The sequence below is a fragment of the Chthoniobacter flavus Ellin428 genome, from assembly GCF_000173075.1.
Classification (GTDB): domain Bacteria; phylum Verrucomicrobiota; class Verrucomicrobiia; order Chthoniobacterales; family Chthoniobacteraceae; genus Chthoniobacter; species Chthoniobacter flavus.
Map to the genome: position 1 here is coordinate 1 of NZ_ABVL01000005.1, position 22,993 is coordinate 22,993.

Here is a 22,993-nt window from a genome sequence, read left to right on the forward strand (position 1 = left end):
TATCCGTATCGACGTCCAAACGCCGAGCCAAGATTTGCGTAATGCTTAGGGAGCACCGCCGCACTCCAAAACGCCAGCGTCATGGCACGCTCTAACGCCTTCGTGAGCGCGGCCTGATGTCGTCATGAGCGATCAAGCCCATCTCAACGAGTCGGTGCTCGCGCATGCGCGCCAGGAGTTCGCGCTCCTCCGCGCGACGATGACGGTGGATGAAGCGCTGGCGGCGATTCGCCTGCACGGCATCGGTGAGCGCATCGTCTATTTCTATGTGGCGGATCCGGAGGGACGGCTCGTGGGGGTATTGCCCACGCGGCGGCTGCTGAGCTCCCCGCCCGAGACCAAGCTCGAAGAGTTGATGATCCGGCGGGTCGTGGCCATCCCGACCACGGCGACGTTGCTGGAGGCGTGCGAGTTGTTCGTGCTCTACAAATTTTTCGCCATTCCGGTCGTCGACACGGAGCGCAAGGTCGTGGGCGTCATCGACATCACCATTTTCACCGAGGAGGTGATGGATCTCACCGAACCGGAAAAGGTGAACGACATGTTTGAGACGCTGGGCTTTCGCATCACCCAGATGCGAGGCGCCTCGGCGTTCCAGGCGTTTCGAATCCGTTTCCCGTGGCTGCTGGCCACGATTGGCAGCGGCACCGCGGGGGCTTTGCTGGCCGGCCTTTTCGAGACTACCCTCGCTCACGCTATCATCCTTTCCTTCTTCCTCGCGCTGGTGCTGGCGCTCTCCGAGGCGGTGAGCATTCAGTCGATGTCGCTGACTCTGCAGGCGTTGCGCTCCACGCAGCCTACGTGGCGCTGGTTCTGGAAAAATGCGCGACGGGAGGTGCCGGAGGCGGTCTTGATCGGCTTGGGATGCGGATTGGTCGTTTTCCTCATCGTCTGGCTGTGGCGCGGCGCGGCGCTGGCCGCGGGGGTGATTGGGACGACCATCATTGGCGGGACGATCATCGCCTGTCTTTCCGGCCTGGTGGTGCCCTCAGTGCTGCATGCCTTGAAACTCGATCCCAAAATCGCGGCTGGCCCGATCACGCTCGCGGTGGCGGATGTGCTGACGCTTACGCTCTATTTCAGTCTGGCGACCTGGCTATTGTAGCGAATCGCACTTGATTCCGTGTGACGCTCGCTTGCCTCGCGCCGCGCTTCGCGCTAGGCACTCATCCACCATGCCCGCGCATTCCATCGTCATCGCCCCATCCATTCTTGCTTGTGATTTTGGCCGGTTGCACGAGGAGGTCCGCCGCGCGGAAGCGGCGGGCGCCGATTGGCTGCATCTCGACGTCATGGATGGGCATTTCGTGGACAACATTTCCTTCGGTCCCGCTTTCGTCGATTTCGTCGCCAAGGTGGCCACCGTGCCGCTCGATGTGCATCTCATGGTTGAGCGTCCCGATCATTATTTCCCGCGCTTCGTCAAAAGCGCTGCGAACATCACCGTGCACGTCGAGGCGCAACATGATGTGAGGAAGACGCTCGCCGGGATTCGTGAAATGGGCCGGACTTGCGGCCTTTCGTTGCGGCCGGCTACGCCGTTCGAGGCGGTGGTGCCCTACCTCGACCAGATCGATTTGCTGCTGGTGATGACGGTCGTGCCCGGTTTCGGCGGACAGCCTTTCATGCCGGAGATGTTGACCAAGGTGCAGGACGCGCGCGACCGACGCGAGCGCCTCGGCATGAAATATCGCATTGAGGTCGACGGCGGGATCAATGAAAAGACCGCCGCCCAGACGCGCGAGGCCGGGGCGGATACGTTTGTCGCTGGCACCTCTGTCTTCGCGGCGCCGGATATGGCCGAAGCCATGCGCAAAGTGCGCGGGGTATAGGTCTGCCGCCCGGATATAGGAGGAATGAGAGGAATAGGAGAAATAGGACTCCCATAATTCCTATCCTTCCTATTCCTCCTGTCTGTTTGCCAGACGCTGCAGCCCTTACTGCGAACTCTGCTCCGGCGCGGGCTGGGCTTCGAGGAAAGCGAGCGCTTCGCCGGCGAGGAAGAGCGAACCGGTGATCAACGTCTTCCGTTCCATGCTTTGGGCAATGCGAATGGCGGCCGGCAGGTCGCGCACGACGATGCATTCCAATCGAGGCGCGATCTTGCCGATGGCCCGGGCGACTTCCATCGAAGTAGCGGAGCGCGGGTTGTTTACCGGCACAGTCAGAATCCGCCCGGCGATGGGCAGCAGCGCTTCGCAAATGCCGTTCACATCCTTGTCGCGCAGCACGCCGAGGATGAGCGAGGCGCGTTTGTCGCCGAAGACTTCCCGCCAGGTCGTGGCGAGGCGTCGTGCGGCGGCGGGATTGTGCGCGCCGTCGATGATGAACCGCGACTGCACGTGCTGGAAACGACCCGGCCATGAGACCTCGCGCAAGCCGCGCACGATGGCTTCCTCGGACACAGGCAGACCAGCCAGCGAAAGCGCCCTGACTGCCAGCGCTGCATTCCACATTTGGTGACTACCGGCCAGTGCGACCTCGTAACCGGCGAGTGGGGTGGGGATGTATTCGAGGGCGACCTGCTTCTCCGTCGCGACTTCGGCAAAAACGGCCCCCACTTCGTCGGCTTGCGGCGCAGAGACTGCGGGCACGCCTTGCTTGAGGATGCCGGCTTTTTCCCGGGCGATCGCGCCGAGCGACTCGCCCAGCCATTGCTGATGATCGAGATCGATTGGCGTGAGCACGCAGGCCACGGGCGAAACGACGTTGGTCGCATCCAGGCGTCCGCCCATGCCGGTCTCCAGCACGACGATCTCGGCGCCCTTCGCTTGAAACCAAGCCAGCGCCAGCGCGGTGGTAATTTCGAAAAACGTCGGCTCGTGATCCCAATTTTCCGCCAGCGTGCGGATCTTCGTCAGCCCTTCGGCGACCTCCGCTTCGCTGATCATTTCGCCATCCAGCCGGATGCGTTCGCGAAAGGTGATGAGGTGTGGCGAAGTGAATAGCCCCGTGCGCAAGCCCGCCGCGCGGCAGCAGGCATCCAGCATGGCGCAGACCGAGCCTTTGCCGTTGGTACCCGCGATGTGCAGGAATTTCGGTGCGCGCGGGCCCGCAACGTCGATCTTCAGCGTCTCGACGAGCCGCTGAATATTTTCCAGTCCCAGTTTGATGCCATGAAGCTGGCTGGCGTAGAGCCAGTCCACGGCTTCGCCGTAATTCACTTCGTGGGAGTCAGGTAGCCGAGCAGATTGCTCAGCGTGTCGCGGAGCTTTTTCCGGTGCACGATCATGTCCACCAGACCGTGATCCTCGAGGAATTCCGCGGTCTGGAAATTCGGCGGCAGATCCTGGTGGGTCGTCTCGCGGATGACGCGCGGACCGGCGAAGCCGATCATCGCCTTCGGTTCGGCGACGATCACATCGCCCACCGTGGCAAAACTCGCGCTGACACCGCCCGTGGTGGGATGAGTGAGCACCGAAATGTAGGGCAGCCCGGCCTGGCCGTGCAGAGCGAGCGCGCCGCAGGTCTTGGCCATCTGCAAAAGACTGAGCACGCCTTCATACATCCGCGCGCCGCCGGATGCGGAGACGATGATCACCGGCAGGCGCTCCTTGGTGGCGCGTTCCACACAGCGGGTGAGCTTTTCGCCGACGACCGAACCCATGGTGGCGGCGATGAAGTTGAAATCCATCACCGAGATCGAGAGACGCTGACCATCCATCTGGCCGAGGCCGCTGATCACCGCGTCCTTGAGGCCGGTCTTCTTCTGATAGCTCTTGAGTCGCTCGGTGTAGCTGGCCATGCCGGTGAACTTCAGCGTGTCCACCGAGGTCATGCCGGCGTCGTGTTCTTCGAAGGTGTTGGGATCGAGCAGCATCTCCAGGCGCTCCCGGGCGCTCTGGGTGAAATGGTGGTCACACTTCGGGCAGACCCGAAAATTTTGCACGAGCTCCAGGTTATGGATCATCTCGTTGCAGCTCGGGCACTTTTGCCAGAGGCCTTCGGGGAAGTCGCGTTTCTTGTCGGAGTTAAATGGTGGTTTCTTGAAAATACCCATAGGTCGGGAATGATGAAATGGCTCAGCCGCGGGCCACGGTGACGACCCGCACGGAGGCGGCGCCAGCCTGACGAAGGACGCGCGCGCATTCAGCCACGGTGGAACCCGTGGTGAAAACGTCGTCCACTAGAATGAGATGGCGGCTTTGCACACGGGAAGCATGTCGCACGCGGAAGGCATTACGCAAGTTTTCCATCCGCTGCTCCCGGTCGAGCCGGGTTTGGGTAGTGGTGTAGCGGATGCGCTTAAGGGCGGCCAAAACGGGTTTCCCAGCGCGTTTGGCCAGTAATTTGGCGAGGACTTCGGCCTGGTTGAAATCGCGTTCCCGATAGCGAGTGCTGTGCAGGGGGACGGGGACGAGGAAATCGAAAGGCTGGTCGGTGATGCGCCGGTCCTCGAGCGCTTCGGCCAGCCAATTGGCGAGCGGTTGGCGGAGGTAAAAGTGCCGCTCGTATTTGAAACGGTGGATGAACTCGCGCACGACGCCCCGGCTGCGATAGGGCGCGATTGCGCAATCGAAGTGCAGCTTCCGGCCTTCGCACTGGAAGCAGACAAAGACATCGTCGATCGCGCCGTCGAAGGGTTGGGAACACTGCGAACAAAAGGGGGCCTTGATCTTCGGCGCCTGCGCCGCGCATTTCGTGCAGAGGTGAATGCCGGAAGGCGTATCCGCCAGGCAGTTCGCGCAATGCGGCGGGTAGAGAGCATCCAGGAAGGCCTGCCCGGTCAACCGCAGCACGTCGGCGATTTTCATCGGGAAAGGAGGATAGGAGATATAGGAGGAATGGGAAGTATAGGCTCCTATCTGTCCTATTCCTTCTATTCTGCGCCCGGCCGCCGGCGATTTTCGCGGCGGGTACAGAGCACCACCACCACCCACGCCAAAAACAAGATTCCCACCGGCACCAGCCCGATCTGCAGTTCCCGGCCGATCCACGGCAGATGGGTCTCACGGCGTTTCGAGAGCACCGCGAAGCTCATCTTCACAAAGACAATGCCGGCGTGCAGGCCGATCCCCATCCAGAGCGAGCGGGTGCGCAACCGGGCATCGCCGCAGAGCCAGCCGAGCATGAACAGGGTGGTGAAACTGGCGAGCAACGTCTGCGGCTCGGCGAACTGATGAAACGCGTGCGGGATCAACGTGAAGCCGGAGAGCCAGTTGATGGGATGTGGGTCGAAGCTCTCATCGGGCTTGAGGAAATGGACGATGGCGAAGAGCGTCGAGACCTCAGAAGAGCGCGGCATAAGGCGACAGAGATCGCCGCACGAGGCCGAGGATGCCGCCGCGAAAGAGCGCCTCTTCCAGGACGGCCACCGTGGCTGCGGAGAGGGCGATCATCGGCAGCTTCTGCCAGGGGTGATCCGGCCGGAAGCGATAAACTCTAAACTGAATGTAGGCGGTGGCCATGGCCCTCTACGGCGAGTGCGGCGATAACGAAACCGATGACCAGATGCCGGCCCCAACGGGCGTCCGGCTCCAATCCGAGGTCGCGCCAGCCTTTCACCTGCAGCGATTTTACCGTGGGCCAGAGAAGAGCCAGCGCGGCGATCATGCAGGCACGATCAAAGTATTTCTGAAACTTGAACGCGGCCAGCGAGGTGAGAACGCCGTGGCCAATCAGCCATTGCGCACCCCAATAAAGCGGCGGTGCCAACAGCGCACCCAGCACGATGACGGCGACCAAATAGGCAAAAATCTTGGCGATATCTTTCAAGAGCGAGGCATTCTCGCCAAATCCATCGTCCGCTCCACAACAATTCCTGTACGAGGTCGCGTTACGAATCGGCGAAGGTTGTAACCTTCATCCTGCCGATTCGCTCTACGAAGATGTGAGAATCATCGCCCTCCTCGTCGTTCTGCTAGCTTCGGCTGGCTCACTCCCTCCGGTGCGCGCTGCGGACGCTCCCGGCGAAACCCAATACCTGAACTTTCAAGTCATGACCGGCCTTTATGGCTATGCGGGGCCGGCACCGCTGCCGGGACATTTTGCGCTGAGCAAGGGGCAGTTGAATGAGTTCGTTCACTCGGTGATTCAGGCTGTCGCCATGACCGGCGACGCTCGGAACAAGTTGGGCTTCACCGTCGGCCCGCTCTGCTTCGATATGTCCGACGACGAAACGCGCCAATTCATCCACGATGCGTTTACCGTCGCCCGAGAGAACGACGTGGCCGTGGCCTTTCACATCGACGATTCGATGTGCTGGTCGCAGCGCAAGGACCTGATCTCCAATCCGGACAACATCGAGACCGCGGACTGGAAGCAAATCCCCAACACCGGCCGCCGCGCCGATTGGGGACCAAAGCCCACCCAGTTTCCGCCTCAAATGTGTTTCAATAGTCCCGCCATTGAGGCGGCCGTGAAAGCGAGAGCGACCCTCATCGGAGCGGAGGTGAAAAAGGAAACCGATGCGCTCAAGGCCTCGGGCAAAGAGCATCTCTTTGCCGGGATCATCGCCGGTTGGGAAACAATGATCGGCCGCGATTTCGACACTGACCGCCCCTTGGGCTACCGAGCGCTCAGTCATCGGGGGTTCAGTGAGAGCAAACCGCCAGCCGATCCGGACCATGAACGGGTGCAGGTCGTGAAAGAGTTCATCGAGCTCTGGGCCAAGTCCCTCCACGTGGGAGGAATTCCCGCGGAGAAAATTTTCTGCCACATCGCGTTTACATCTCAAGGATTGGATCACCAGGAGAAGACCCAGAACACGTCGCATTTCTCTCCCCCGGAAGTGGCCTTCAGTGCTTCCTATCGTCCGGGATTTTCCACCTATCCGGAGGCGGGAACGATCAAGCGAATCCACGCCGTTCTCACCCAGCACGATTCACCCCGCTGGATTTCAGCGGAGGGCGTCAATGTGAGCCCGACCGGTATGTCCAGCGGAGCCAATATGGAGACCTACCTCGGTCAGATGTTCAACCACGGGGCGGTGCTGGTGAATGTATTTTCCTGGGGCATCGGTGGCGAGGCCATGCGCAACAATTTCTTCCGTCGTGCGACGGAAGGTCCGGAGGCTCTGGCCGCCTATGGCAAATTCTTGCAGCACGAGCCTCTAGTCGAAACTGCGGCTACCGGATTTTCGCCGGAAGCGTTCCAGGACAAAATGCACCGCGTGCAAAAGGATCTTCCAGCCTGGGTGCAAAAGACCGGGCAACAAGCGCTGGTGATGCCCCAGGTCGCAAAGATCCAGGCCTTGATCAAAGACAGAAAATTTGAAGAAGCGGACAAGGTGGTGGATAATCTGCTTTCGCTGATTTCCTCCCCGGAAAAGAAGTGATTGGCGCCCCCTGCGCTTCTCGTGTTTTGCAGGGTCGGTGTCGCCTTTTCAAGATGTACGCCCTCGATATCCCCTTGCACCGTTGCCCTCACAATCGAATTCCCAGACGAAGCCTCACGACGGAACCGCGGTCGTGAAGCGACGCCTGGCCGTGATCGACCTGGACGGCACGCTGCTCGGCCCGGACAAGCAAATCAGCGCGGAGAACCTGCGCGCCGTGGAGCGATTGCGGGAGGCCGGCTTTGAAACGGTGATCGCTTCGGGACGCCACCACCGAAGCATCATGCGCTTCGAACAGGAGATCGGCCCCATGGGGTGGGTGATTTCCTCGGCCGGTGCAGTGGTCCGCCACGCGGTGACGAATGAATTGCTGCATGAGCTGACGATTCCGGAAGCCGAGGCCCTGGCCGTGCACGCGGCGGCCCGTCGGGCGGGGTTGGTCACGCTCGCTTACCATCGCGATGGCGTCTTCATGGAGGCCACCGAAAACGAAGCCGTCTATGCTTATGCACGGCGCGCCGGATGGAAGCCGAAGCGCGCGGATCTGGCGCACATGGCGGCCTCCGGGATCCAAAAGCTTCTGATTTCCGAATCGCCCGAAATTCTGGCGGAAGCGGGGTTGGTGCTGGAGCGGGCCTTCACCGATCGCCTCTACGTCGTCTGGACGGAAAAGGACATCGTGGAGTTTCTGTCGCCGCAGGCCAACAAGGCGGTGGGAACGGAAGCGCTCGCTCGCAAGCTCGGTATCGAGCAACAGGACGTCTGGAGCTTTGGCGACAGCAACAACGATGTGGAGATGCTCGCCTGGGCCGGATTTTCCGTGGCCATGGGGCACGGCCAGCCTCGCGCGCTGCAGGCGGCCAGGGCCGTCACGCCGCCCGGGCCACCGGAAACGGCCTTTGCCCGCGGCGTCGATCTCGCGTTTTCCGCGGCCTAAGAAATTCGTCCTGAAACGACGCTTCGGATTGGCGGTCGCGCGCTCCGCCGGTAATGATTGGGAAGCGATCTCACCTCCATTTCATTTTCAGCCAATTTCTCATGCGCAACGTTCACGTTTGGAAAACCACCACCGAGGAAGGGGAGAAGCGCGAAGTTCGCGCGGAGAAGTTTGGCAAGAAGTGGCGGCTGCAGGCGAAGCTGAAGCACGAAGAAAATTGGACCTACTACGACGACCCGCTGGTGGAGGACTTGATCGAGCTGCGCGAAGTGCTCTGGCGCAAGTATCAGCGGAAGCATCTTTCGTATGAGGATGTCGCCGCGGTGGAGAAGATGATCACCGATCGCGGCGGCACTTGGGAGACGCCGGACGAAGATGCGGAAGATACTGCGGCCAATGAATAGCCGGCATTTTCCGTTGCGGCGGACCATCTAACCTGGCCATGGCGCAGCAGTCCACCCGCGAAGCCATCGCTCTCGATAAGTCGCACCTCTGGCATCCCTTCACTCAGCATCGGGATTGGAATGCGCCGGAACACGAACCGCTGGTCCTCGTCGAAGGGGAGGGCGCTCTGCTGCGCGACAGCGAGGGCCGCGAATACATCGACGGGAATTCCTCCATCTGGACGAACCTGCATGGCCATCGGCATCCGAAGATCGATGCGGCCATTCGCGCGCAACTCGATCGCGTGGCGCACACGTCTTTTCTCGGGTTCACGCATCCGCTGGCGGCGGAACTGGCGCGTGAGTTGGTCGCTCTCTGGCCGGCGAACACGCTGACCCGCGTTTTCTTATCCGACGATGGTTCCACAGCGGTCGAGGTAGCCCTGAAAATGGCGGTGCAATTCTGGCAACAGAATGGACACCCCGAGCGGACACGCTTCATCGCTTTCTCCGGCGCGTATCACGGCGACACCATGGGCGCTTCGAGCCTGGGTGGGATTTCCACTTTTCACGGACGCTTTTCGGCGTGGCAATTTCCCGCGGAGCATGTGGCCTCGGTCGGAGCGCTCGATACGCTCGACTCGACCACGATCGCCGCGGTGGTGATCGAACCATTGATGCAAGGCGCGGCGGGCATGCGGCTGTGGCCGCGAGGCATGCTGGCGGAATTGCGCCGCTGGTGCGATGAACATGGCGTCCTGCTCATTCTCGATGAAGTGATGACCGGCTTTGGCCGCACGGGAAAGATGTTCGCCTGCGAGCATGAAGGCGTGATCCCGGATTTCATCGCGCTGGCCAAGGGGCTCACCGGCGGTTATCTGCCGCTCGCCGCGACGCTCACGAGCGAACGGATCTTCAATGCCTTCCTCGGCGGGCCCGATCGCACGCTCTACTACGGGCACAGCTACACCGCGAACCAACTCGGCTGCGCCGCCGCGCTGGCCAGTCTCGCAATCTTCCGCGAGGAGCGAGTGCTCGAACAGCTCGCCGGGAAGATCGACCTGCTGGCGCGCCTGCTCGGCAAACCGCGCGGGCAGCGCTACGTGGCCGAGGTGAGGCAATGTGGTTTCATGGCTGGTGTGGAGCTTCGCCGGACGGAGCAGGAAGCGTTTCCGGCGGATCAGTTCATTGGGGCGAAAGTGTGCCTGGCTGCACGGCGTCACGGCCTGCTGACACGACCCATTCGGGACACCATCGTACTGATGCCGCCGTACTGCATCAACGAGGCGCAAATCGGCGGTATGGTGTCCGCCTTGGCTACGGCGATCCGCGAGGTGTGCGGGGGCTAAGCGGGCCAGCTCTTAATCGTTAATCGTTAATCCCTAATCCTTAATCCCTAATCCCATAGCTCGGGAGGCAAGTGTCGGGATTAACGATTAACGATTAAAGATTAGGATTAACGATCAAGAACCGCCCCCCACGCATCCACCACCCACTTCATTTACGAAGAGAAGTGGCTCCGTTCACTTCTTTCCCATGAAACCTCTCGCCCTCTTCCCGCTGGTTTTCCTCGCTCTTGGCATGATCACTCAATCGGCCCAGGCGAAGGTTAAAACCGAAATCGTCGAATACAAGGTCGGGGATGCCACCATGCAAGGCTTCCTGGCCTATGATGATGCCACTACCAATCCGCGGCCCGGCGTGCTGTTGGTTCACGATTGGATGGGCGTGAGCGATTACGCGGAGAGTCGTGCGAGGCAATTAGCCGAGCTCGGCTATGTCGCCTTTGCGGCGGACATCTATGGCAAGGGGGTGCGCCCGGCGAATCCGAAGGAGGCGTCGGCCCTGGCTGGGAAATACAAGGAGAACCGTGCGCTTTACCGCGAGCGACTCGAAGGCGGCCTCGCGCAATTGACCGGCAACAAGCTGGTCGCGCCGGGCAAGGTCGCGGTCATCGGATACTGCTTTGGCGGCACGGGTGCGCTCGAACTCGGGCGCGATGGTGCGGCCGTGAAAGGCATCGTGACTTTCCACGGCGGTCTCAGCACGCCGACGCCGCAGGATGCGACGCATATCAAATGCCCGCTGCTCATCTTGCACGGGGCAGATGATCCATTTGTGAAACCGGATGAAGTCGCCGCGTTCAAGAAGGAGATGGATGACGCCCACGTAAAATACACCTTCATCGCTTATCCCGGTGCGGTGCACAGCTTCACCCGCCCGGATGCCGGTAACGACAACAGCAAGGGCGCGGCCTACAACGAAGCGGCGGACAAGAAGTCATGGGAAGAGATGAAGAAGTTCTTCGACAAGATCTTCGCGTAGGAGAGTGGACGCAACATCCTGCCGCCTGGATGTCGGCAATCAGCGGCGGGATGCCGCTGCCGCTTTGATTGCCCTTCCTACTTCTCCCGAACGAACTTCGCGGCGAAGGCGCCGTCGATCCGGTCGACGAAGGGCAGGGCGCGTCGTGATTCGACGAAACGCAGCGACGGGATTGCGGCGCACACTTTTTCCACCAGCAGATCGTTCTCTTCCGGCTCCAGGCTGCACGTGCTGTAGACGAGCGTGCCGCCGGGCTTGAGCAGGGTGGCTGTGCGGCGCAGGAGGGCGAGTTGCTGGGCCGGCATGCGGATGAAATCTTCCTCGGTGAGGCGCCAGCGCACGTCGACCCGGCGGCGAATGACACCCGTGTTGCTGCACGGTGCGTCGACGAGGATACGGTCGAAGCTGTCCGGATCGAGCGGCGGGCCCGCCTGCATGCAGTCGTGCCGGATGGCGCGGGCGATGGTCACGCCAAGACGCTTGAGATTTTCGCGCAGTCGCGCGACGCGGGAATCGTAGAGGTCGCAGGCGATGATCCGGCCCTGGTCGTGCATGAGCTGGGCGAGATAGGTCGTCTTGCCGCCCGGCGCGGCGCAGGCGTCGAGGACGGTTTCGCCGGGCTGCGGCGCGAGAAGATCGCAGGACAGCAAGGTGCTCGGGTCCTGCACGTAACAAAGCCCCATCGCGATCCACGAAGGCGGGATATGCTCCACCTTGATGGCCAGCGGATGGACCGGCGAAGGCATGGCACTGGTTGAGCTGCGGAGCAATTCACCCACGGTCACCCGCAATCCATTCGCGCGGACGTGAACGTCGGCCGGTTCGTTGTTCCACTCGCAGAGAATCCGCGTGGCTTCGGGGCCGAAGACTTCTTCCCAGCGCGCGATCAGAAATTCCGGATGCGACGTGCGTACCGCCGAACTCGCCGCCAGGAGATCGGACTCCAATGCCTCCTTTTCGCGCAACGCTCTCCGCAGGATGGCATTGACGAGCCCGCGGGCGCGACCGCCGAGCGCCACGCTCTCATTCACTGCTGCATGGGGGGCGGTGCGCATGTGGAAGATCTGATACAGCCCGAGTCGCAACACCGCGCGGGTCTGTGGATCGATGCGGCCCTCGCGCAGTTGCCCGATGAGGAAATCCAGGCGGCTGAGATTGCGCAGCACCCCGAAGAACGTCTCCATGAAAAACGCCCGGTCGAGCGGCTGCATGGGGTTCTTCTCCAGCGAGGTGTGCAAAATCTCGTCGGAGAAATACTTGCCCTTCTCCCACTCGAGGAGTGCGAGAACGCAGGATTGGCGCGGATTCACAGGCACGCGGGCAATGTAAAGGATTCGGACGTCTCGCCCAATGAAAAGAAAAGCGCCCTCCGTGGACCGAAGGGCGCTTTCGGAAAGAGACTGCCTGGGTTACTTGCCGCCCGCGCGACCGACGGCGTGATAGGTGAAGCCGAATTGGGCCATCGTCTCCGGGTCGAAGAGGTTGCGGCCGTCGAAAACGAGCGGGGTGTGCATGCTCTGCTTCACCTCGGCGAAGTCGACGTTGGAGAATTCCTTCCACTCGGTGGCGAGGATCAGTGCCTCGGCGTCCTTCACCGCATCGAGCGGCGTCGGAGCGAGCTTGACCTTGGTGGGATCGATGAGCTTCCACTCCACGGCTTTCTCCGCGCCCTTCGGATCGTAGGCGGTGACGTGCGCGCCCTCGGCGACGAGCTTGTTGACGAGCTCGATGGCCACGGAATTGCGAACGTCATCAGTATCGGGCTTGAAGGTGAGGCCCCACACCGCGATCTGCTTGTCCTTCAACACCCAGAGGGCATTGCGCACCTTGTCGATGAAACGGTTGAGCTGCGCGGCGTTGATGCGCTCGACCTCTTCGAGCAGCTTGAAGGGCGTGCCGAGTTGCTTGCTGATGGCGATGAACGCCTTCACGTCCTTCGGGAAGCACGAGCCGCCATAGCCGAGGCCGGCGTTGAGGAAGTTGCGGCCGATGCGCTTGTCCATGCCGATACCGTCGGCGACCATTTCCACGTCCGCGCCACTGGCTTCGCAAATGGCGGCCACGGCGTTGATGTAGCTGATCTTCAGCGAGAGGAAGGAATTCGCGGCGTGCTTGATGAGCTCGGCGCTGTTCACATCGGTCACGAGGATCGGCGCGCGGAAGGGTTCGTAAACCTGCTTCATCAGATCCGTCGCCTTCTGGCTGGCGGAGCCGATGACCACGCGGTCCGGGTTCATGAGATCCGGCACGGCGCAGCCTTCGCGGAGGAATTCCGGGTTCGAGACGACGTCAAATTCCGCGCCCTTGTTGTAGCGGCGGATGGTGTCGGCGACTTTCTCACCGGTCTTCACCGGCACCGTCGATTTATCGACCACCACGCGATATTCACCGGGCTTGAGCACGCCGGCGATTTCGCGGGCCACGCGCTCGATGTAGGTGAGGTCTACGCTGCCATCGACTTGCGGCGGTGTGGGCACGGCGATGAAAACGACCTGCGAAGAATCCACCCCGTCCTGGATCGAATTGGTGAAGCGCAGGCGCTTGGCCGCCACGTTGCGGTGGACGAGGTCTTCGAGGCCGGGCTCGTAAATCGGAATTTTGCCCGCTTGAAGCGCGTCCACTTTGCGCTGGTCGTTATCGACGCAAACGACGTGGTGACCCACTTCAGCGAAGCAGGCGCCGGAGACAAGACCGACATAGCCGGAGCCAATGATACAGAGATCCATGTTTCTAAGTAGTTGATTCGGATTGGATAAAATACCCGTGCGGGATGCTGCAGACAGCGGTCCCGCGGCGGGCAGGGCGGGGATTAAGCGTACGCCCCCGCCCGAGTGCAAGGAAAAGGATGCGGGCGGCGCGCGGCAGTTATTTGCTGCTGCTGCTCCCCCCCAGCCCGGCGATGCTGCTCGGGTCGAGCGTGAGCGGGAAGCGGACGTTGGGGAGATCCTTCAAGGTGAAGGTGAAGATCACCCCGTAGGTCGACTTGCCGCCGTTGTCCTCGATGTTGATGCCAAAGGAGGCAACCCAACTCGAAAGATCGCGGCTGAACGAGTAGGTCTGCGCTTCGAGGGTGCTGGTGGCAAATTCATACTGCTCGCCGACGGTGAAGCCCCAGTTGTCGTTGATCCGATAATAGCCGCCGAAGCTAAGCAGGTTGCTGTTCTGGAACTGGGTGTTCCCGCTGATGTAGCGATTGCCGATACTGACGGTGAGGTCACGATTGACCTGGAAGTTGAAGCTGGTGTTGACCTGCGTGAAGCCGTGATCGAACACCGGGAACTGCGAATCGATATTCAACCCGAGCCATGGCAGCGGCGACCACTTGATCGAGTTGTAGAGATTCGAGAACGTCCCGGTATCCGCCAGCAGCGCCGCGTTGCCGAAGTCGGGCCGGTGCTGGTCGATGTCGAAGTAGGTGTCCATCTCGAGCCAGTTGATCGTGGTATTGTCACGGCGGGTTTGGAGGCGGTTGCGCACGCCGAGGCGGAGGATCGACCAGTTGTCCAGCGAGTCGATGGAGTTGAACTGCGGAAAATCGATCGGCGGCACCTGCGTCGAGGGGGTGAAGCGGTCGAACTGGTAAATTTCCTCCGGGTTACGGTTCGTGTAGACGAACGAGTAATCCATGAACGGCTGGACGATGTGGCGCAACCCGTCGAGGCCCCAGGTGCGGGACTGCACGCTTTCATACTCGCGGGAAAACTTGAAGGACGCCTCGAGGCCAGCCGTGACCGCCGCCCGGAAGAGCGAGCCGTTCTTGATCAGATTCTCGTTGATCTGCTGGGTCGTCGTCTTGGTCGTCACCGGGAGACCATCGGGGCCGATCACCGTGTTGCTGGTGGTGATGTTCTGGATGTCCTGCTGGGTAAAGCCGCTGTCCTCGTAGAAGGTACCGCGCACGCCCATATGCGGATTCAATGAGAGCCAACCGAAGTAGGTGCCCGGGTAGCTGAGTTGCTGGAAGGTATCCGCACGGAAGGACTTGTAATCAGGGAAGAGCGAGCCGTTGGCGAAGTTGCGCTGATACATGCCGGTGCTCGTCTCGCTGTCGTACTGGATCTTCGTGCCGAAGATCGGCTGCCGCTTCACATCGAAGGCAAACTCCGGCAGCTTTTCCGTGCCGTCGAAGTCCTTGTTGATCTGCTTCCGCGCCATGAGGATCGCCGAATAGTTCTCATCCCACTTCGTGACGGCAATCATGCTGTCCGGATTCGGGTCTTCGCGGAAATCGCCCGGCACGAAGTCCTGCAGGAATCGGGCGTCGCTCAACTTGGTGACGTTGACCGTCGTATACAGGTCCGTATCGAGGAAGGTGCGGTCCTGCATCGAGACGCGGTAGCGATTCGGGTTGATGTTCTCGCGGGCCAGGGAGGTCTCGTTCGTGCCCGGCTTGGAGTCGTCGATGTAGTAGCTCAGGAAATGGCCCCAGTTTTCGCCGTGCTGAACATCACGGGCCTGCTTTTCCTCCTTCGTTTCGGTAGCCTTGATGAAAGGAGTGGCCGAGCGCTTTTCCGCACCCCAGCGCATTTCGAAACCGACGCCAATACCGCGCTGGGAATAGAGGTCGAGGCGCAGCTTGCCCGAAATCGTATCCGAGATCGGGAAAGTGAACTGCGATGTCACAAACGCGCCCCATACGCTGTAGTAGCCGGGGGTGAAGCTGAAGCTCTGGTCGACGTTGAGCGACTGGTAAAGGTAGGGATACCAGAAGACGGGCGTCTGGCCGACGTAAACCGTTACGCGGCTGAAGATTACGCGATCTTTCGGGTAAATGCGGACGGTCTTCGCGCTCAAGAACCAGTCCGGCTTCGAGTTGTCACTCGTGGTGAAAATCCCGTCCTTCCCGATGTAGGAATTGTTATTCAGCGTGGAGATGGATTCGCCACCGAATTCGAAGGGAGTCACGTCACCCTCGAAGCTCGAAGCGTTCAGGATTTTCGTCTCCAGATTGTAGATCGCCCGGTCCGCGGTAAAGAGGTGTCCCTCCCGGTAAATGCGCACGTTGCCGGTGAGATAGGAATCGTGGGTGTCCGGATTGTATTGCGCGTAGTCGCAATAAATCAGGGTGTCCTTGTGCCGGATGATCACGTTGCGATCGGCAATCGCCAGGCCTCCCTCCATGCGGGTCGCTTCAGAGGTGATTTCGATCGGGACATCACCAAAGCTGCCAATCTGCGCCCTGGCCGCCGAGGCACAAAGCAATAAGGGCACGAGCAAAGACAGCAGGCGTTTCATGGGAAACGGGAAACTACTGAAGTGCTCGGAAGCTTGCCAAGTTAAAAGGGGTATTAGTCCTTTTAATAAACGTAAGCGTTCGGACAGCGAAAGTCGCACGCGGGAGTGCCGCCGGGGTCAAACAATCGCCGCAGGACTGTCATTTTTGCGTCGTTTTTGAAATTCACGATCCTTAATCACAGGCTATCCGCGCCCTTTATTCGAGATCATCAGGGCTAGAGGAGGGAATCCCTAAAGCACGTCTGAATCTTCGAAAAATCGCCCCGCCTAATCCCCGTAGCCGTTTGGGTGGCGAACGTGCCAGGCCCAGGCGCTCTCGATGATCTTGTCGATCGCCTGATACTTCGGCTTCCAGCCGAGCTCGCGTTGCACTTTATCCGAGCCGGCGATGAGGCGCGCCGGGTCGCCGGGGCGGCGCGCTTTTTCCACCACCGGGATCTTCTTGCCGGTCACCTTTTCACACGTGGCGATGATCTCGCGGACACTTGTGCCGCCGCCGGTGCCGAGATTGTAGAAAGCCGATTCCTTGGTGCCGAGCGCAAGCATGTGGGCCTGCGCCAGATCCACGATGTGAATGTAGTCGCGGATGCAGGTGCCATCCGGCGTCTCGTAATCCGTCCCGAAAATCTGCACGTTCTCCCTCTGGCCGAGCGCCACCTTGAGCACGTTCGGGATGAGGTGGGTCTCGATGCGGTGATCCTCGCCGAAACGCTCCGTGGCGCCGGCGGCATTGAAGTAACGCAGCGCGACAAATTTCAGCCCGTGAATCTCGTCGTACCAACGCAGGATTTTCTCGAACATCAGCTTTGATTCGCCGTAGGGATTGATCGGCCGCTGCGGCAAAGTCTCGTCGATCGGCAGGCGATCCGGCGGACCGAAGGTCGCGCACGTCGAGCTGAAAACGAATTTCTTCACGCCCACCGCGACCATCGCATCGAGCAGATTGAGCCCGCCGTAGACGTTGTTGCGGAAATACTTCGAGGGATTTTCCATCGACTCGCCGACCAGCGCGTTGGCCGCGAAATGCATCACCGCGTCGGGCCGCGCGTGTTCCATCGCATCGTGAATGTCGCATTCCTTTTGCAGGTCGCCGATGATGAGCTCGGCGCGCGAATCCACCGCCTTGCGATGCCCCTCGGTGAGATTGTCAAAAACGGTCACTTGGTGTCCCGCCTCGAGGAGTTGCTCCACGCAGATGCTGCCAATGTAGCCGGCGCCGCCGGTAACGAAGATTTTCATGATTACGCTTAAAGTTCGATTCCCGTCGTTCGCCGGGCCGCAACATTAAGCGCAAGCCCCGGCCTTTCGCGCAAGATTAAGAGCGGGGGAAAATGAAAAGCGCGCGAATGGCGCCTGGCCCGCCAAAAACGATGAACGCAATCGGAGGAAGCGATGGCCCGGTATCTCCGTTCATTCACTTCCATTCTTAAACGCAGAGAACGCTGAGAACGCGGAGGGCCGCAGAGGAAATATCGGAGGGATGCGCTCCCGCCTCACAACCCATTCCTCAAATATTCTGCGAATGGGAAAAGAGCCGACACGTTCTGGGACGTGCCACCCGTTCCTCTGCGGCCCTCTGCGTTCTCAGCGTCCTCTGCGTTTAAATGGATCCGCGTTTGATTGCCAGTGGTCCTAAGACGAAGGCACCACGCCCTGCTTCTTCAACTGCGCGACCATCACCCGCACGTGCGAATTTTTACAGCGCCCGGCGAGCAGCTTCAGGCTCATCGCCTGCGAGCCCCATTCCAGAATCTTGATTTGTTCGTGGCGCACGCCCCAGTTGCGCATTTGCTTTCGGCTGGGGAAGAAGAGATCGATCGTCTGTTTGTTGACCAGGGCGGAGCCGTAATCTTCGATCACGTATTCGTGCCCGGTGCTGAGGAGGATGAAGCGCGTGCCCAGCGGCATCCACGACCAGTCCGAGGCCGCGCTGTATTCCACCCCGCCGAAGTGCAACCGTCCTCCAATGGCATTCTTCCAGCCTCCGGCTTCCGTTTGCGTGTAGGCAGTGGTCCGCACGGTCATGAGCTGGCCGACACGGCTATTCCTGGTTCTTTGCGCCTGCTGCTGCGGGGACGTGGCACAGCCGATCAGACAAAGCGCAAGGGCGAGCGGTAGGAGATAACGCATGAGGAGTGTGATGATAGGCAAACCCCGGGGGCCGCGCGCTTTCTAGGCGCATCGGCCACCCGTGGCAACCGATTATTTCACTCTGTAGTGAGCAAGTCCCCTGCCGCGGTCCCGTCCCGCGAGCCCAGAAAGTCGCAGATCCCGCGTTTCCGACTGGAGGCGACAAAGTCGAAAAACGCCTGGGCCTCAGCGCCCCACTTCCGTTCTTTGGCCGCGGCCAGCGCCTGAGTCGTATTGAGCCCCTGCCGATAGAGCAGGCCGAAGGCTTCCTTGACCTCCGCCCGCTGGGCGGCCGAGAGGCCGGCTCGGCGCAGCCCCACTACGTTCAGGCCGGCGATCCCATTGCGTTCCGCCGCAGTGGTGAAGGGGGGGATGTCTTTGCTAAAGGCGCTCGCTCCCTGGCAGATGGCCAGCCGGCCTACGCGGATATGCTGATGAAAGACGCACCCACCGCCGATGAAGACGCGCTCGGCCACTTGCACGTGCCCGCCGAGCAGCGCGTTGTTGGCGATGATGACGTGATCGCCCAGCGAGACATTGTGCGCGAGGTGCGCTCCGGCCATGAGGAAGCATTGGTTGCCCACGGTGGTGGCACTGTTCTCCGTAGTGCCGCGATGGAGCGTGCAGTACTCGCGAATTTTATTTCCGTCGCCAATCCGCACCATGCTGTGCACCTGCGGCTTGAAAGCGAAATCCTGTGGGTCGCCGCCGATGACCGCGCCATAGCCAATCAGGTTATTGCGCCCCATCTCCACATGCGCGCCGATGATCGCATGCGCCTGGATCTCGCACCCATCGCCGATCTTCGCCGCGCCTTCGATGACCGCATACGGCCCGACGACGACATCCGCGCCGAGCACGGCATCAGGATGAATGACAGCAGTAGGATGGATCATGGCGAAGAGGAAAGGATGAGGGATGAAGGATGAAGGATGAAGAAAAAATGCGCTTCGCGGGTTTTGAGACGCTGGGATTTGGGCGGCTGGGAGCGCATTCCTTCATCCCTCATCCTTCCGCCTTCATCCTTTTCTTCAAATAATCCCCGCTTCCTTGAAGCTGAAGTACGGCAGCCGCCCATTGTCGCCCGTGCCGAGGATCACGTGATCGAGCAGGCGAATTTGCAACAACTCCGCACCCTGCACGAGGCGGCGCGTGAGCTGATGGTCGGCGCTGCTCGGGGTCGGATCGCCCGAAGGATGATTGTGCACGAGGATCACCGCATACGCCGAGTAAATGAGCGCGGGGCGAAACACTTCGCGCGGGTGCGCAATGCTTTCATTCAGGCTGCCGTGCGAAATTTCCTCCACGCGGATGAGGAGGTATTTCGTATCGAGCAGCACGAGGCGGAGCGATTCGCGCCCGAGCGCGCGCATCTCCGGCCCGAGCAGGTCATTGATCAACTCCGGCGAATCGAGTCGCTGCCGCGCAAGCGTCTCTCGTGCCAGCCGCGACGCCAGCCCGAACGCCGCGACGAGTTGCACCGCCTTCGCCGGCCCCACGCCCTTGATCTTCGAAAGTTCCTTCACCGAACATCGCGCCAGTCCGCTCAACGATTTGAACTCCGCCAAAAGCTTCCGCGCCACATCGACGGCGTTCGCTCCCGGCAGGCCCGTGCGTAACAAAATCGCGATCAATTCGCTATCGCTCAACGCTCCCGCGCCCTGCGCTGCCAGCTTCTCCCGCGGACGATCTTGCTCCGGTAATTCATGAATCCGCAAAGTGGCCATAATCTCCGCGATCTAGCAGAAATGGGTGGAGGAGGGGAATGGGCATTTGCGAAATTTGCGAACGGGAAAATTCGACGCCTTCGGCGTAGGCCGAGCCATCCTCTTCACAAAAGTGAATAACGGCCCCTAAGCCATTGATCTTCGCCGGACTCATTTTGCTGTTACCCCCAAAGCCCCCAAGACCTTCGCCATCCGTCATTCCATGAAACTCCCTCACCTTCTTGGCGTTCTCGCTCTCGTCTTCACATTCACCGCGCCGTTGTCCTTCGCGGGCACGTTGGTGGATGATCATTTCACCGCGCCGCAGCTCGCCGGACGCGATCTCTCGCCGGGACGTGGTGTTTGGACCGTCGCCGACGGCATGGCCACCTGCACGCAGGACGATGCGCTCTACGAGAAGAACAAAAACCACGGCCCCATCATGTGGTACAACGCCACGTTCACTGATGGGACGGTGCGCTTCGCGATTCGCGCGGAGAAGGTAAAGATGTTCATTTTCACACTGAACGACGACAAGGGCCACGTCTTCCGATTCGTTGTCGGACAGAACCCGCTCTCCGTGCACGCCTGGAAGGAGCAAGGCCACGACGCCAAGGCCGATACCATGCCAGTGAAAGATGCACCGAAACTGCCCGAAGGTGAATGGGTGCAGGCCGAACTGAAATTCGAAGGCGACCATTGCACCCTTTCCTTCGGCGACACCTTCAAACAAACCGTCGAACATCCCTCGATTGCCAAGCCGAAGACCAAGGTGGGCCTCGCCTTTGCCTTCGGCACGCTCTCCGTCCGCGACGTCTCGGTCGTCACGCCGTGACACGGTACGTTCCCGAATTCGCGTGCGTCTGATTGTGTTTCGACACTCCGGGCGCTAAAAGGTGGATCGACCACCCATGACAATGAAACATCTTCTCCTCGTATTAGTCTTCACGGCTGCCGCCCTCGTGCCACTCCGCGCCGATGTGGATATTCCGGCTACCGCCAAAGCGGTCGGCGCCGTCGATGAACCGACTTATAAACTCTTCCAGATCGTGACGGGGTCCACTTGGAACTACCTCTGGCATCACACTACGGTCGAGATTGCCTTTGCCGAGGATGGAACCATGGCCAAGGCGCCGTGGCCCGGCGCCAAGTGGCGGATCACCGGCCCGCATGCCGTGAGCGTCACCACGGATAAGCCCAGCCCGCGGGAGATGGTGCTTCACTTCATCAATTCCCAACAGTTTAGCTGCAAAGACTGGACTGGCGACCCCGCCTCCGGCTCGCGCCGGAAGTCGAATCCGCCGCCGGCGAAATAGGCTGAAATCTCCTACTGCTCCCGCTCGACCATCCGCGCATCTGCGAGGTCGATGTCACGCTGGACGACACGCAGTGTCTCGTCATTGATGCGGTGCTGGTTGCGGAGACCGATGATGGCGTCGCGCTCGATCTGCAGGGCTGCGCGGGCGAGTTGGAAGAACGGCGAGATGGGGGTGGGCGTGTCGCGCTCCTCGGTGACATCGGAGTTGTTTTCCTCGTCTTCTTCTTCCTCGAGCTCGAGTTGGGCGAGGCGTTCGTGGTATTCAGCCTGGAGCAGGGTGATTTGCTGGCGGTGTTCGGCTTTGGTTTCGGCGAGGCCTTCGAGATAGGCGAGCGCGGCCTGGTTGGCGGCGAGGCGGGCGACGTGTTCTTCGCAATCGGCTTTACCGTCGCCTTTTACCCCGAGCAGGCGGATGAGAATGGGGAGGCTGAGGCCTTGTGCGACGAGGGTGAAGAGGATGACGGCGAAGGAAATGAAGATGATGATATTGCGGCCGGGAAAGGGCGCGCCGGTGACGGTGAAAAAAGGGAGCGCGAGGGCGGTGGCCAGGGAATCGACCCCGCGCATGCCGGACCAACCGATGATGGTGACGTCGCGCCAATCGGGATACGGATCGCGGGCACGCAGCGAGGAGGAAAGCAGTCGCGGCAGGTAAGCCGCGGGGTAAATCCAGAGCAGGCGAACGACGACCGTGACGGCGCAGACGGCGCCCGTCTGGGAAAGCAAGCGCGACCACGAGGTGTGCTGCTCGAGGCCTTGCGTGACCTGCGGCAATTGCAGGCCGATGAAGACGAAGACGATGCCGTTGAGCAGATAGACAAGCATCTGCCAGAACGCGCCGAGTTCCAGCCGGGTGCGTGCGGTGACCATACGCGGCAGACGCCATCCGAGAAAGACGCCGGCGGTGACGATGGCGAGGACGCCGGAGCAGCCCACCTGCTCGGCGGTGAGATAGGCGAGGAAGGGGGTGAGCAGCGAGATGGTGACCTGGACCGGTGGGTCATCGAGGCGGCGCTGGAGCCAGTCGACGCCGACTCCGATGAGACCGCCGATGATCGCGCCGCCGAGGGCGACGAGAGGCACTTCCAAGGCCGCCGTGCTGAGAGAGAACGTGCCAGTGACCACGGCGGTAATGGCGAAGCGATAGGCAACGAGCGCAACGGTGTCGTTCACCAGGCTTTCCCCTTCGAGGACGGTGACGATGCGGCGCGGGACTTCCAGGCGCTCGAAGACGGCGGTCGCGGCGATGGCATCGGGCGGCGAGATGATGGCGCCGAGAACGAAGGCGGCGGACCACGGGAGGCCGGGAATGCAGGCGTGCGCAGTCCAGGCGACGGTGAGCATGGTGAGCAGCACCAGACCGACGGCGAGGAGGAAGATCGGTCGCAGGTTGAATTTGAAATCGTGCCACGAAGTGAGGAACGCCGCGGGGAAGAGCAGCGGCGGAATGAAGACGGGCAGGACGAGTTCCGGTGGAAAGGTGAAGTGCGGCAGGCGCGGGATGAGCCCGAGCGAGAGGCCACAGAGGACCATGAGCACAGGGTACGGCAGGCCGATCTTGCGGGCCGCGATGTCGAGCACCGCGACGAGCATCAGGACAAAGCAAAGGAGTTCGAGTTGCGCCATTCGCGGGAGATTGTAGAGCAATTCCGGCGAATTGGTCTCGTACGGAGTGGTCCACCG

The 22,993-nt window shown here is 61.0% G+C and carries 23 protein-coding genes; 9 read left to right on the forward strand and 14 right to left on the reverse strand.

The features are described 5' to 3' along the window. Positions 1-124: 124 nt before the first annotated feature. Both CFE428DRAFT_RS09735 and rpe read left to right on the forward strand, forming a co-directional pair. The gene (locus CFE428DRAFT_RS09735; RefSeq protein WP_006979351.1) at positions 125-1,105 is read left to right on the forward strand and encodes a magnesium transporter; all 981 of its coding nucleotides are present in this window, start codon (positions 125-127) and stop codon (positions 1,103-1,105) included. A gap of 70 nt (positions 1,106-1,175) precedes the next feature. Continuing rightward, positions 1,176-1,832 (forward strand): ribulose-phosphate 3-epimerase, encoded by a 657-nt coding sequence (rpe, locus tag CFE428DRAFT_RS09740; protein WP_006979352.1) that lies wholly within the window; start codon positions 1,176-1,178, stop codon positions 1,830-1,832. Positions 1,833-1,937: 105 nt separating this feature from the next. Here the strand turns inward: rpe and CFE428DRAFT_RS09745 are convergent, their stop codons facing one another. The 6 genes from CFE428DRAFT_RS09745 to CFE428DRAFT_RS09770 form a co-directional block, all read right to left on the reverse strand. Further along, positions 1,938-3,164 carry a bifunctional folylpolyglutamate synthase/dihydrofolate synthase gene (locus tag CFE428DRAFT_RS09745; RefSeq protein ID WP_006979353.1) on the reverse strand — a complete coding sequence of 409 codons (1,227 nt, stop codon included), beginning with the start codon at positions 3,162-3,164 and terminating at the stop codon, positions 1,938-1,940. Further along, positions 3,161-4,000 (reverse strand): acetyl-CoA carboxylase, carboxyltransferase subunit beta, encoded by an 840-nt coding sequence (gene accD / locus CFE428DRAFT_RS09750; protein ID WP_006979354.1) that lies wholly within the window; start codon positions 3,998-4,000, stop codon positions 3,161-3,163. Before accD ends, CFE428DRAFT_RS09745 begins: the two co-directional genes overlap by 4 nt. 22 nt (positions 4,001-4,022) lie before the next feature. Next, entirely contained in the window at positions 4,023-4,754 is a 732-nt protein-coding gene (locus CFE428DRAFT_RS09755; protein WP_006979355.1) for a ComF family protein, read from the reverse strand. A gap of 65 nt (positions 4,755-4,819) precedes the next feature. Then, positions 4,820-5,245: a CPBP family glutamic-type intramembrane protease gene (locus CFE428DRAFT_RS09760; protein ID WP_006979356.1), complete on the reverse strand. Its 426-nt coding sequence runs from the start codon at positions 5,243-5,245 to the stop codon at positions 4,820-4,822. Beyond that, positions 5,229-5,408, reverse strand: a complete 180-nt coding sequence (locus tag CFE428DRAFT_RS09765; RefSeq protein WP_006979357.1) for a hypothetical protein — start codon at positions 5,406-5,408, stop codon at positions 5,229-5,231. Before CFE428DRAFT_RS09765 ends, CFE428DRAFT_RS09760 begins: the two co-directional genes overlap by 17 nt. Beyond that, entirely contained in the window at positions 5,383-5,715 is a 333-nt protein-coding gene (locus tag CFE428DRAFT_RS09770; protein ID WP_006979358.1) for a hypothetical protein, read from the reverse strand. Before CFE428DRAFT_RS09770 ends, CFE428DRAFT_RS09765 begins: the two co-directional genes overlap by 26 nt. Before the next feature lie 115 nt (positions 5,716-5,830). Between CFE428DRAFT_RS09770 and CFE428DRAFT_RS38425 the strand changes: the two genes are divergently transcribed. The 5 genes from CFE428DRAFT_RS38425 to CFE428DRAFT_RS09800 all read left to right on the forward strand — a co-directional run bounded on the left by CFE428DRAFT_RS38425 (position 5,831) and on the right by CFE428DRAFT_RS09800 (position 10,921). Continuing rightward, the gene (locus CFE428DRAFT_RS38425; protein WP_006979359.1) at positions 5,831-7,276 is read left to right on the forward strand and encodes a hypothetical protein; all 1,446 of its coding nucleotides are present in this window, start codon (positions 5,831-5,833) and stop codon (positions 7,274-7,276) included. Between the two features lie 133 nt (positions 7,277-7,409). Next, complete coding sequence (locus CFE428DRAFT_RS09785; RefSeq protein ID WP_006979360.1) at positions 7,410-8,213, forward strand: Cof-type HAD-IIB family hydrolase; 804 nt, start codon at positions 7,410-7,412, stop codon at positions 8,211-8,213. A gap of 101 nt (positions 8,214-8,314) precedes the next feature. Continuing rightward, complete coding sequence (locus tag CFE428DRAFT_RS09790) at positions 8,315-8,617, forward strand: hypothetical protein (RefSeq protein WP_131989235.1); 303 nt, start codon at positions 8,315-8,317, stop codon at positions 8,615-8,617. Positions 8,618-8,655: 38 nt separating this feature from the next. After that, a complete protein-coding gene (bioA, locus tag CFE428DRAFT_RS09795) occupies positions 8,656-9,945 on the forward strand; it encodes an adenosylmethionine--8-amino-7-oxononanoate transaminase (protein ID WP_006979362.1) in 1,290 nt (429 codons plus the stop codon). A gap of 187 nt (positions 9,946-10,132) precedes the next feature. Beyond that, a complete protein-coding gene (locus CFE428DRAFT_RS09800; protein ID WP_006979363.1) occupies positions 10,133-10,921 on the forward strand; it encodes a dienelactone hydrolase family protein in 789 nt (262 codons plus the stop codon). A 77-nt stretch (positions 10,922-10,998) separates the two neighbouring features. On the opposite strand, the gene rsmB is transcribed toward CFE428DRAFT_RS09800, so the two are convergent. The 7 genes from rsmB to radC form a co-directional block, all read right to left on the reverse strand. Then, a complete protein-coding gene (rsmB, locus tag CFE428DRAFT_RS09805; RefSeq protein ID WP_006979364.1) occupies positions 10,999-12,231 on the reverse strand; it encodes a 16S rRNA (cytosine(967)-C(5))-methyltransferase RsmB in 1,233 nt (410 codons plus the stop codon). Positions 12,232-12,330: 99 nt separating this feature from the next. Then, entirely contained in the window at positions 12,331-13,647 is a 1,317-nt protein-coding gene (locus tag CFE428DRAFT_RS09810) for a UDP-glucose dehydrogenase family protein (protein WP_006979365.1), read from the reverse strand. A gap of 139 nt (positions 13,648-13,786) precedes the next feature. Then, complete coding sequence (locus tag CFE428DRAFT_RS09815) at positions 13,787-16,156, reverse strand: LPS-assembly protein LptD (protein WP_006979366.1); 2,370 nt, start codon at positions 16,154-16,156, stop codon at positions 13,787-13,789. A 267-nt stretch (positions 16,157-16,423) separates the two neighbouring features. Next, positions 16,424-17,395 carry a UDP-glucose 4-epimerase GalE gene (gene galE / locus CFE428DRAFT_RS09820; protein WP_006979367.1) on the reverse strand — a complete coding sequence of 324 codons (972 nt, stop codon included), beginning with the start codon at positions 17,393-17,395 and terminating at the stop codon, positions 16,424-16,426. Positions 17,396-17,788: 393 nt separating this feature from the next. Continuing rightward, a complete protein-coding gene (locus CFE428DRAFT_RS09825; RefSeq protein WP_006979368.1) occupies positions 17,789-18,286 on the reverse strand; it encodes a 3D domain-containing protein in 498 nt (165 codons plus the stop codon). Positions 18,287-18,363: 77 nt separating this feature from the next. Further along, complete coding sequence (gene lpxA, locus CFE428DRAFT_RS09830) at positions 18,364-19,182, reverse strand: acyl-ACP--UDP-N-acetylglucosamine O-acyltransferase (protein ID WP_006979369.1); 819 nt, start codon at positions 19,180-19,182, stop codon at positions 18,364-18,366. Between the two features lie 135 nt (positions 19,183-19,317). Beyond that, the gene (gene radC / locus CFE428DRAFT_RS09835) at positions 19,318-20,013 is read right to left on the reverse strand and encodes a RadC family protein (protein ID WP_006979371.1); all 696 of its coding nucleotides are present in this window, start codon (positions 20,011-20,013) and stop codon (positions 19,318-19,320) included. A 202-nt stretch (positions 20,014-20,215) separates the two neighbouring features. Here radC and CFE428DRAFT_RS09845 point away from each other — a divergent pair, with 202 nt between their 5' ends. Both CFE428DRAFT_RS09845 and CFE428DRAFT_RS09850 read left to right on the forward strand, forming a co-directional pair. Next, a complete protein-coding gene (locus tag CFE428DRAFT_RS09845) occupies positions 20,216-20,827 on the forward strand; it encodes a hypothetical protein (protein ID WP_006979373.1) in 612 nt (203 codons plus the stop codon). A gap of 82 nt (positions 20,828-20,909) precedes the next feature. Then, positions 20,910-21,308: a hypothetical protein gene (locus tag CFE428DRAFT_RS09850; RefSeq protein WP_006979374.1), complete on the forward strand. Its 399-nt coding sequence runs from the start codon at positions 20,910-20,912 to the stop codon at positions 21,306-21,308. A gap of 11 nt (positions 21,309-21,319) precedes the next feature. On the opposite strand, the gene CFE428DRAFT_RS09855 is transcribed toward CFE428DRAFT_RS09850, so the two are convergent. Further along, complete coding sequence (locus CFE428DRAFT_RS09855; RefSeq protein ID WP_006979375.1) at positions 21,320-22,936, reverse strand: Na+/H+ antiporter; 1,617 nt, start codon at positions 22,934-22,936, stop codon at positions 21,320-21,322. Between the last annotated feature and the right edge of the window lie 57 nt (positions 22,937-22,993).

What these genes read in the sequence shown, in the direction of transcription:
- CFE428DRAFT_RS09735 (WP_006979351.1), top strand. Translation starts at nt 125, where the DNA reads ATGAGCGATCAAGCCCATCTCAACGAGTCGGTGCTCGCGCATGCGCGC.
- CFE428DRAFT_RS09790 (WP_131989235.1), top strand. Translation starts at nt 8,315, where the DNA reads ATGCGCAACGTTCACGTTTGGAAAACCACCACCGAGGAAGGGGAGAAG.
- CFE428DRAFT_RS09825 (WP_006979368.1), bottom strand. Translation starts at nt 18,286, where the DNA reads ATGCGTTATCTCCTACCGCTCGCCCTTGCGCTTTGTCTGATCGGCTGT.
- lpxA (WP_006979369.1), bottom strand. Translation starts at nt 19,182, where the DNA reads ATGATCCATCCTACTGCTGTCATTCATCCTGATGCCGTGCTCGGCGCG.
- accD (WP_006979354.1), bottom strand. Translation starts at nt 4,000, where the DNA reads ATGGGTATTTTCAAGAAACCACCATTTAACTCCGACAAGAAACGCGAC.
- CFE428DRAFT_RS09855 (WP_006979375.1), bottom strand. Translation starts at nt 22,936, where the DNA reads ATGGCGCAACTCGAACTCCTTTGCTTTGTCCTGATGCTCGTCGCGGTG.
- CFE428DRAFT_RS09845 (WP_006979373.1), top strand. Translation starts at nt 20,216, where the DNA reads ATGAAACTCCCTCACCTTCTTGGCGTTCTCGCTCTCGTCTTCACATTC.
- CFE428DRAFT_RS09800 (WP_006979363.1), top strand. Translation starts at nt 10,133, where the DNA reads ATGAAACCTCTCGCCCTCTTCCCGCTGGTTTTCCTCGCTCTTGGCATG.
- CFE428DRAFT_RS09755 (WP_006979355.1), bottom strand. Translation starts at nt 4,754, where the DNA reads ATGAAAATCGCCGACGTGCTGCGGTTGACCGGGCAGGCCTTCCTGGAT.
- CFE428DRAFT_RS09810 (WP_006979365.1), bottom strand. Translation starts at nt 13,647, where the DNA reads ATGGATCTCTGTATCATTGGCTCCGGCTATGTCGGTCTTGTCTCCGGC.
- galE (WP_006979367.1), bottom strand. Translation starts at nt 17,395, where the DNA reads ATGAAAATCTTCGTTACCGGCGGCGCCGGCTACATTGGCAGCATCTGC.
- rpe (WP_006979352.1), top strand. Translation starts at nt 1,176, where the DNA reads ATGCCCGCGCATTCCATCGTCATCGCCCCATCCATTCTTGCTTGTGAT.
- CFE428DRAFT_RS09765 (WP_006979357.1), bottom strand. Translation starts at nt 5,408, where the DNA reads ATGGCCACCGCCTACATTCAGTTTAGAGTTTATCGCTTCCGGCCGGAT.
- bioA (WP_006979362.1), top strand. Translation starts at nt 8,656, where the DNA reads ATGGCGCAGCAGTCCACCCGCGAAGCCATCGCTCTCGATAAGTCGCAC.
- CFE428DRAFT_RS09850 (WP_006979374.1), top strand. Translation starts at nt 20,910, where the DNA reads ATGAAACATCTTCTCCTCGTATTAGTCTTCACGGCTGCCGCCCTCGTG.
- CFE428DRAFT_RS09815 (WP_006979366.1), bottom strand. Translation starts at nt 16,156, where the DNA reads ATGAAACGCCTGCTGTCTTTGCTCGTGCCCTTATTGCTTTGTGCCTCG.
- radC (WP_006979371.1), bottom strand. Translation starts at nt 20,013, where the DNA reads ATGGCCACTTTGCGGATTCATGAATTACCGGAGCAAGATCGTCCGCGG.
- CFE428DRAFT_RS09760 (WP_006979356.1), bottom strand. Translation starts at nt 5,245, where the DNA reads ATGCCGCGCTCTTCTGAGGTCTCGACGCTCTTCGCCATCGTCCATTTC.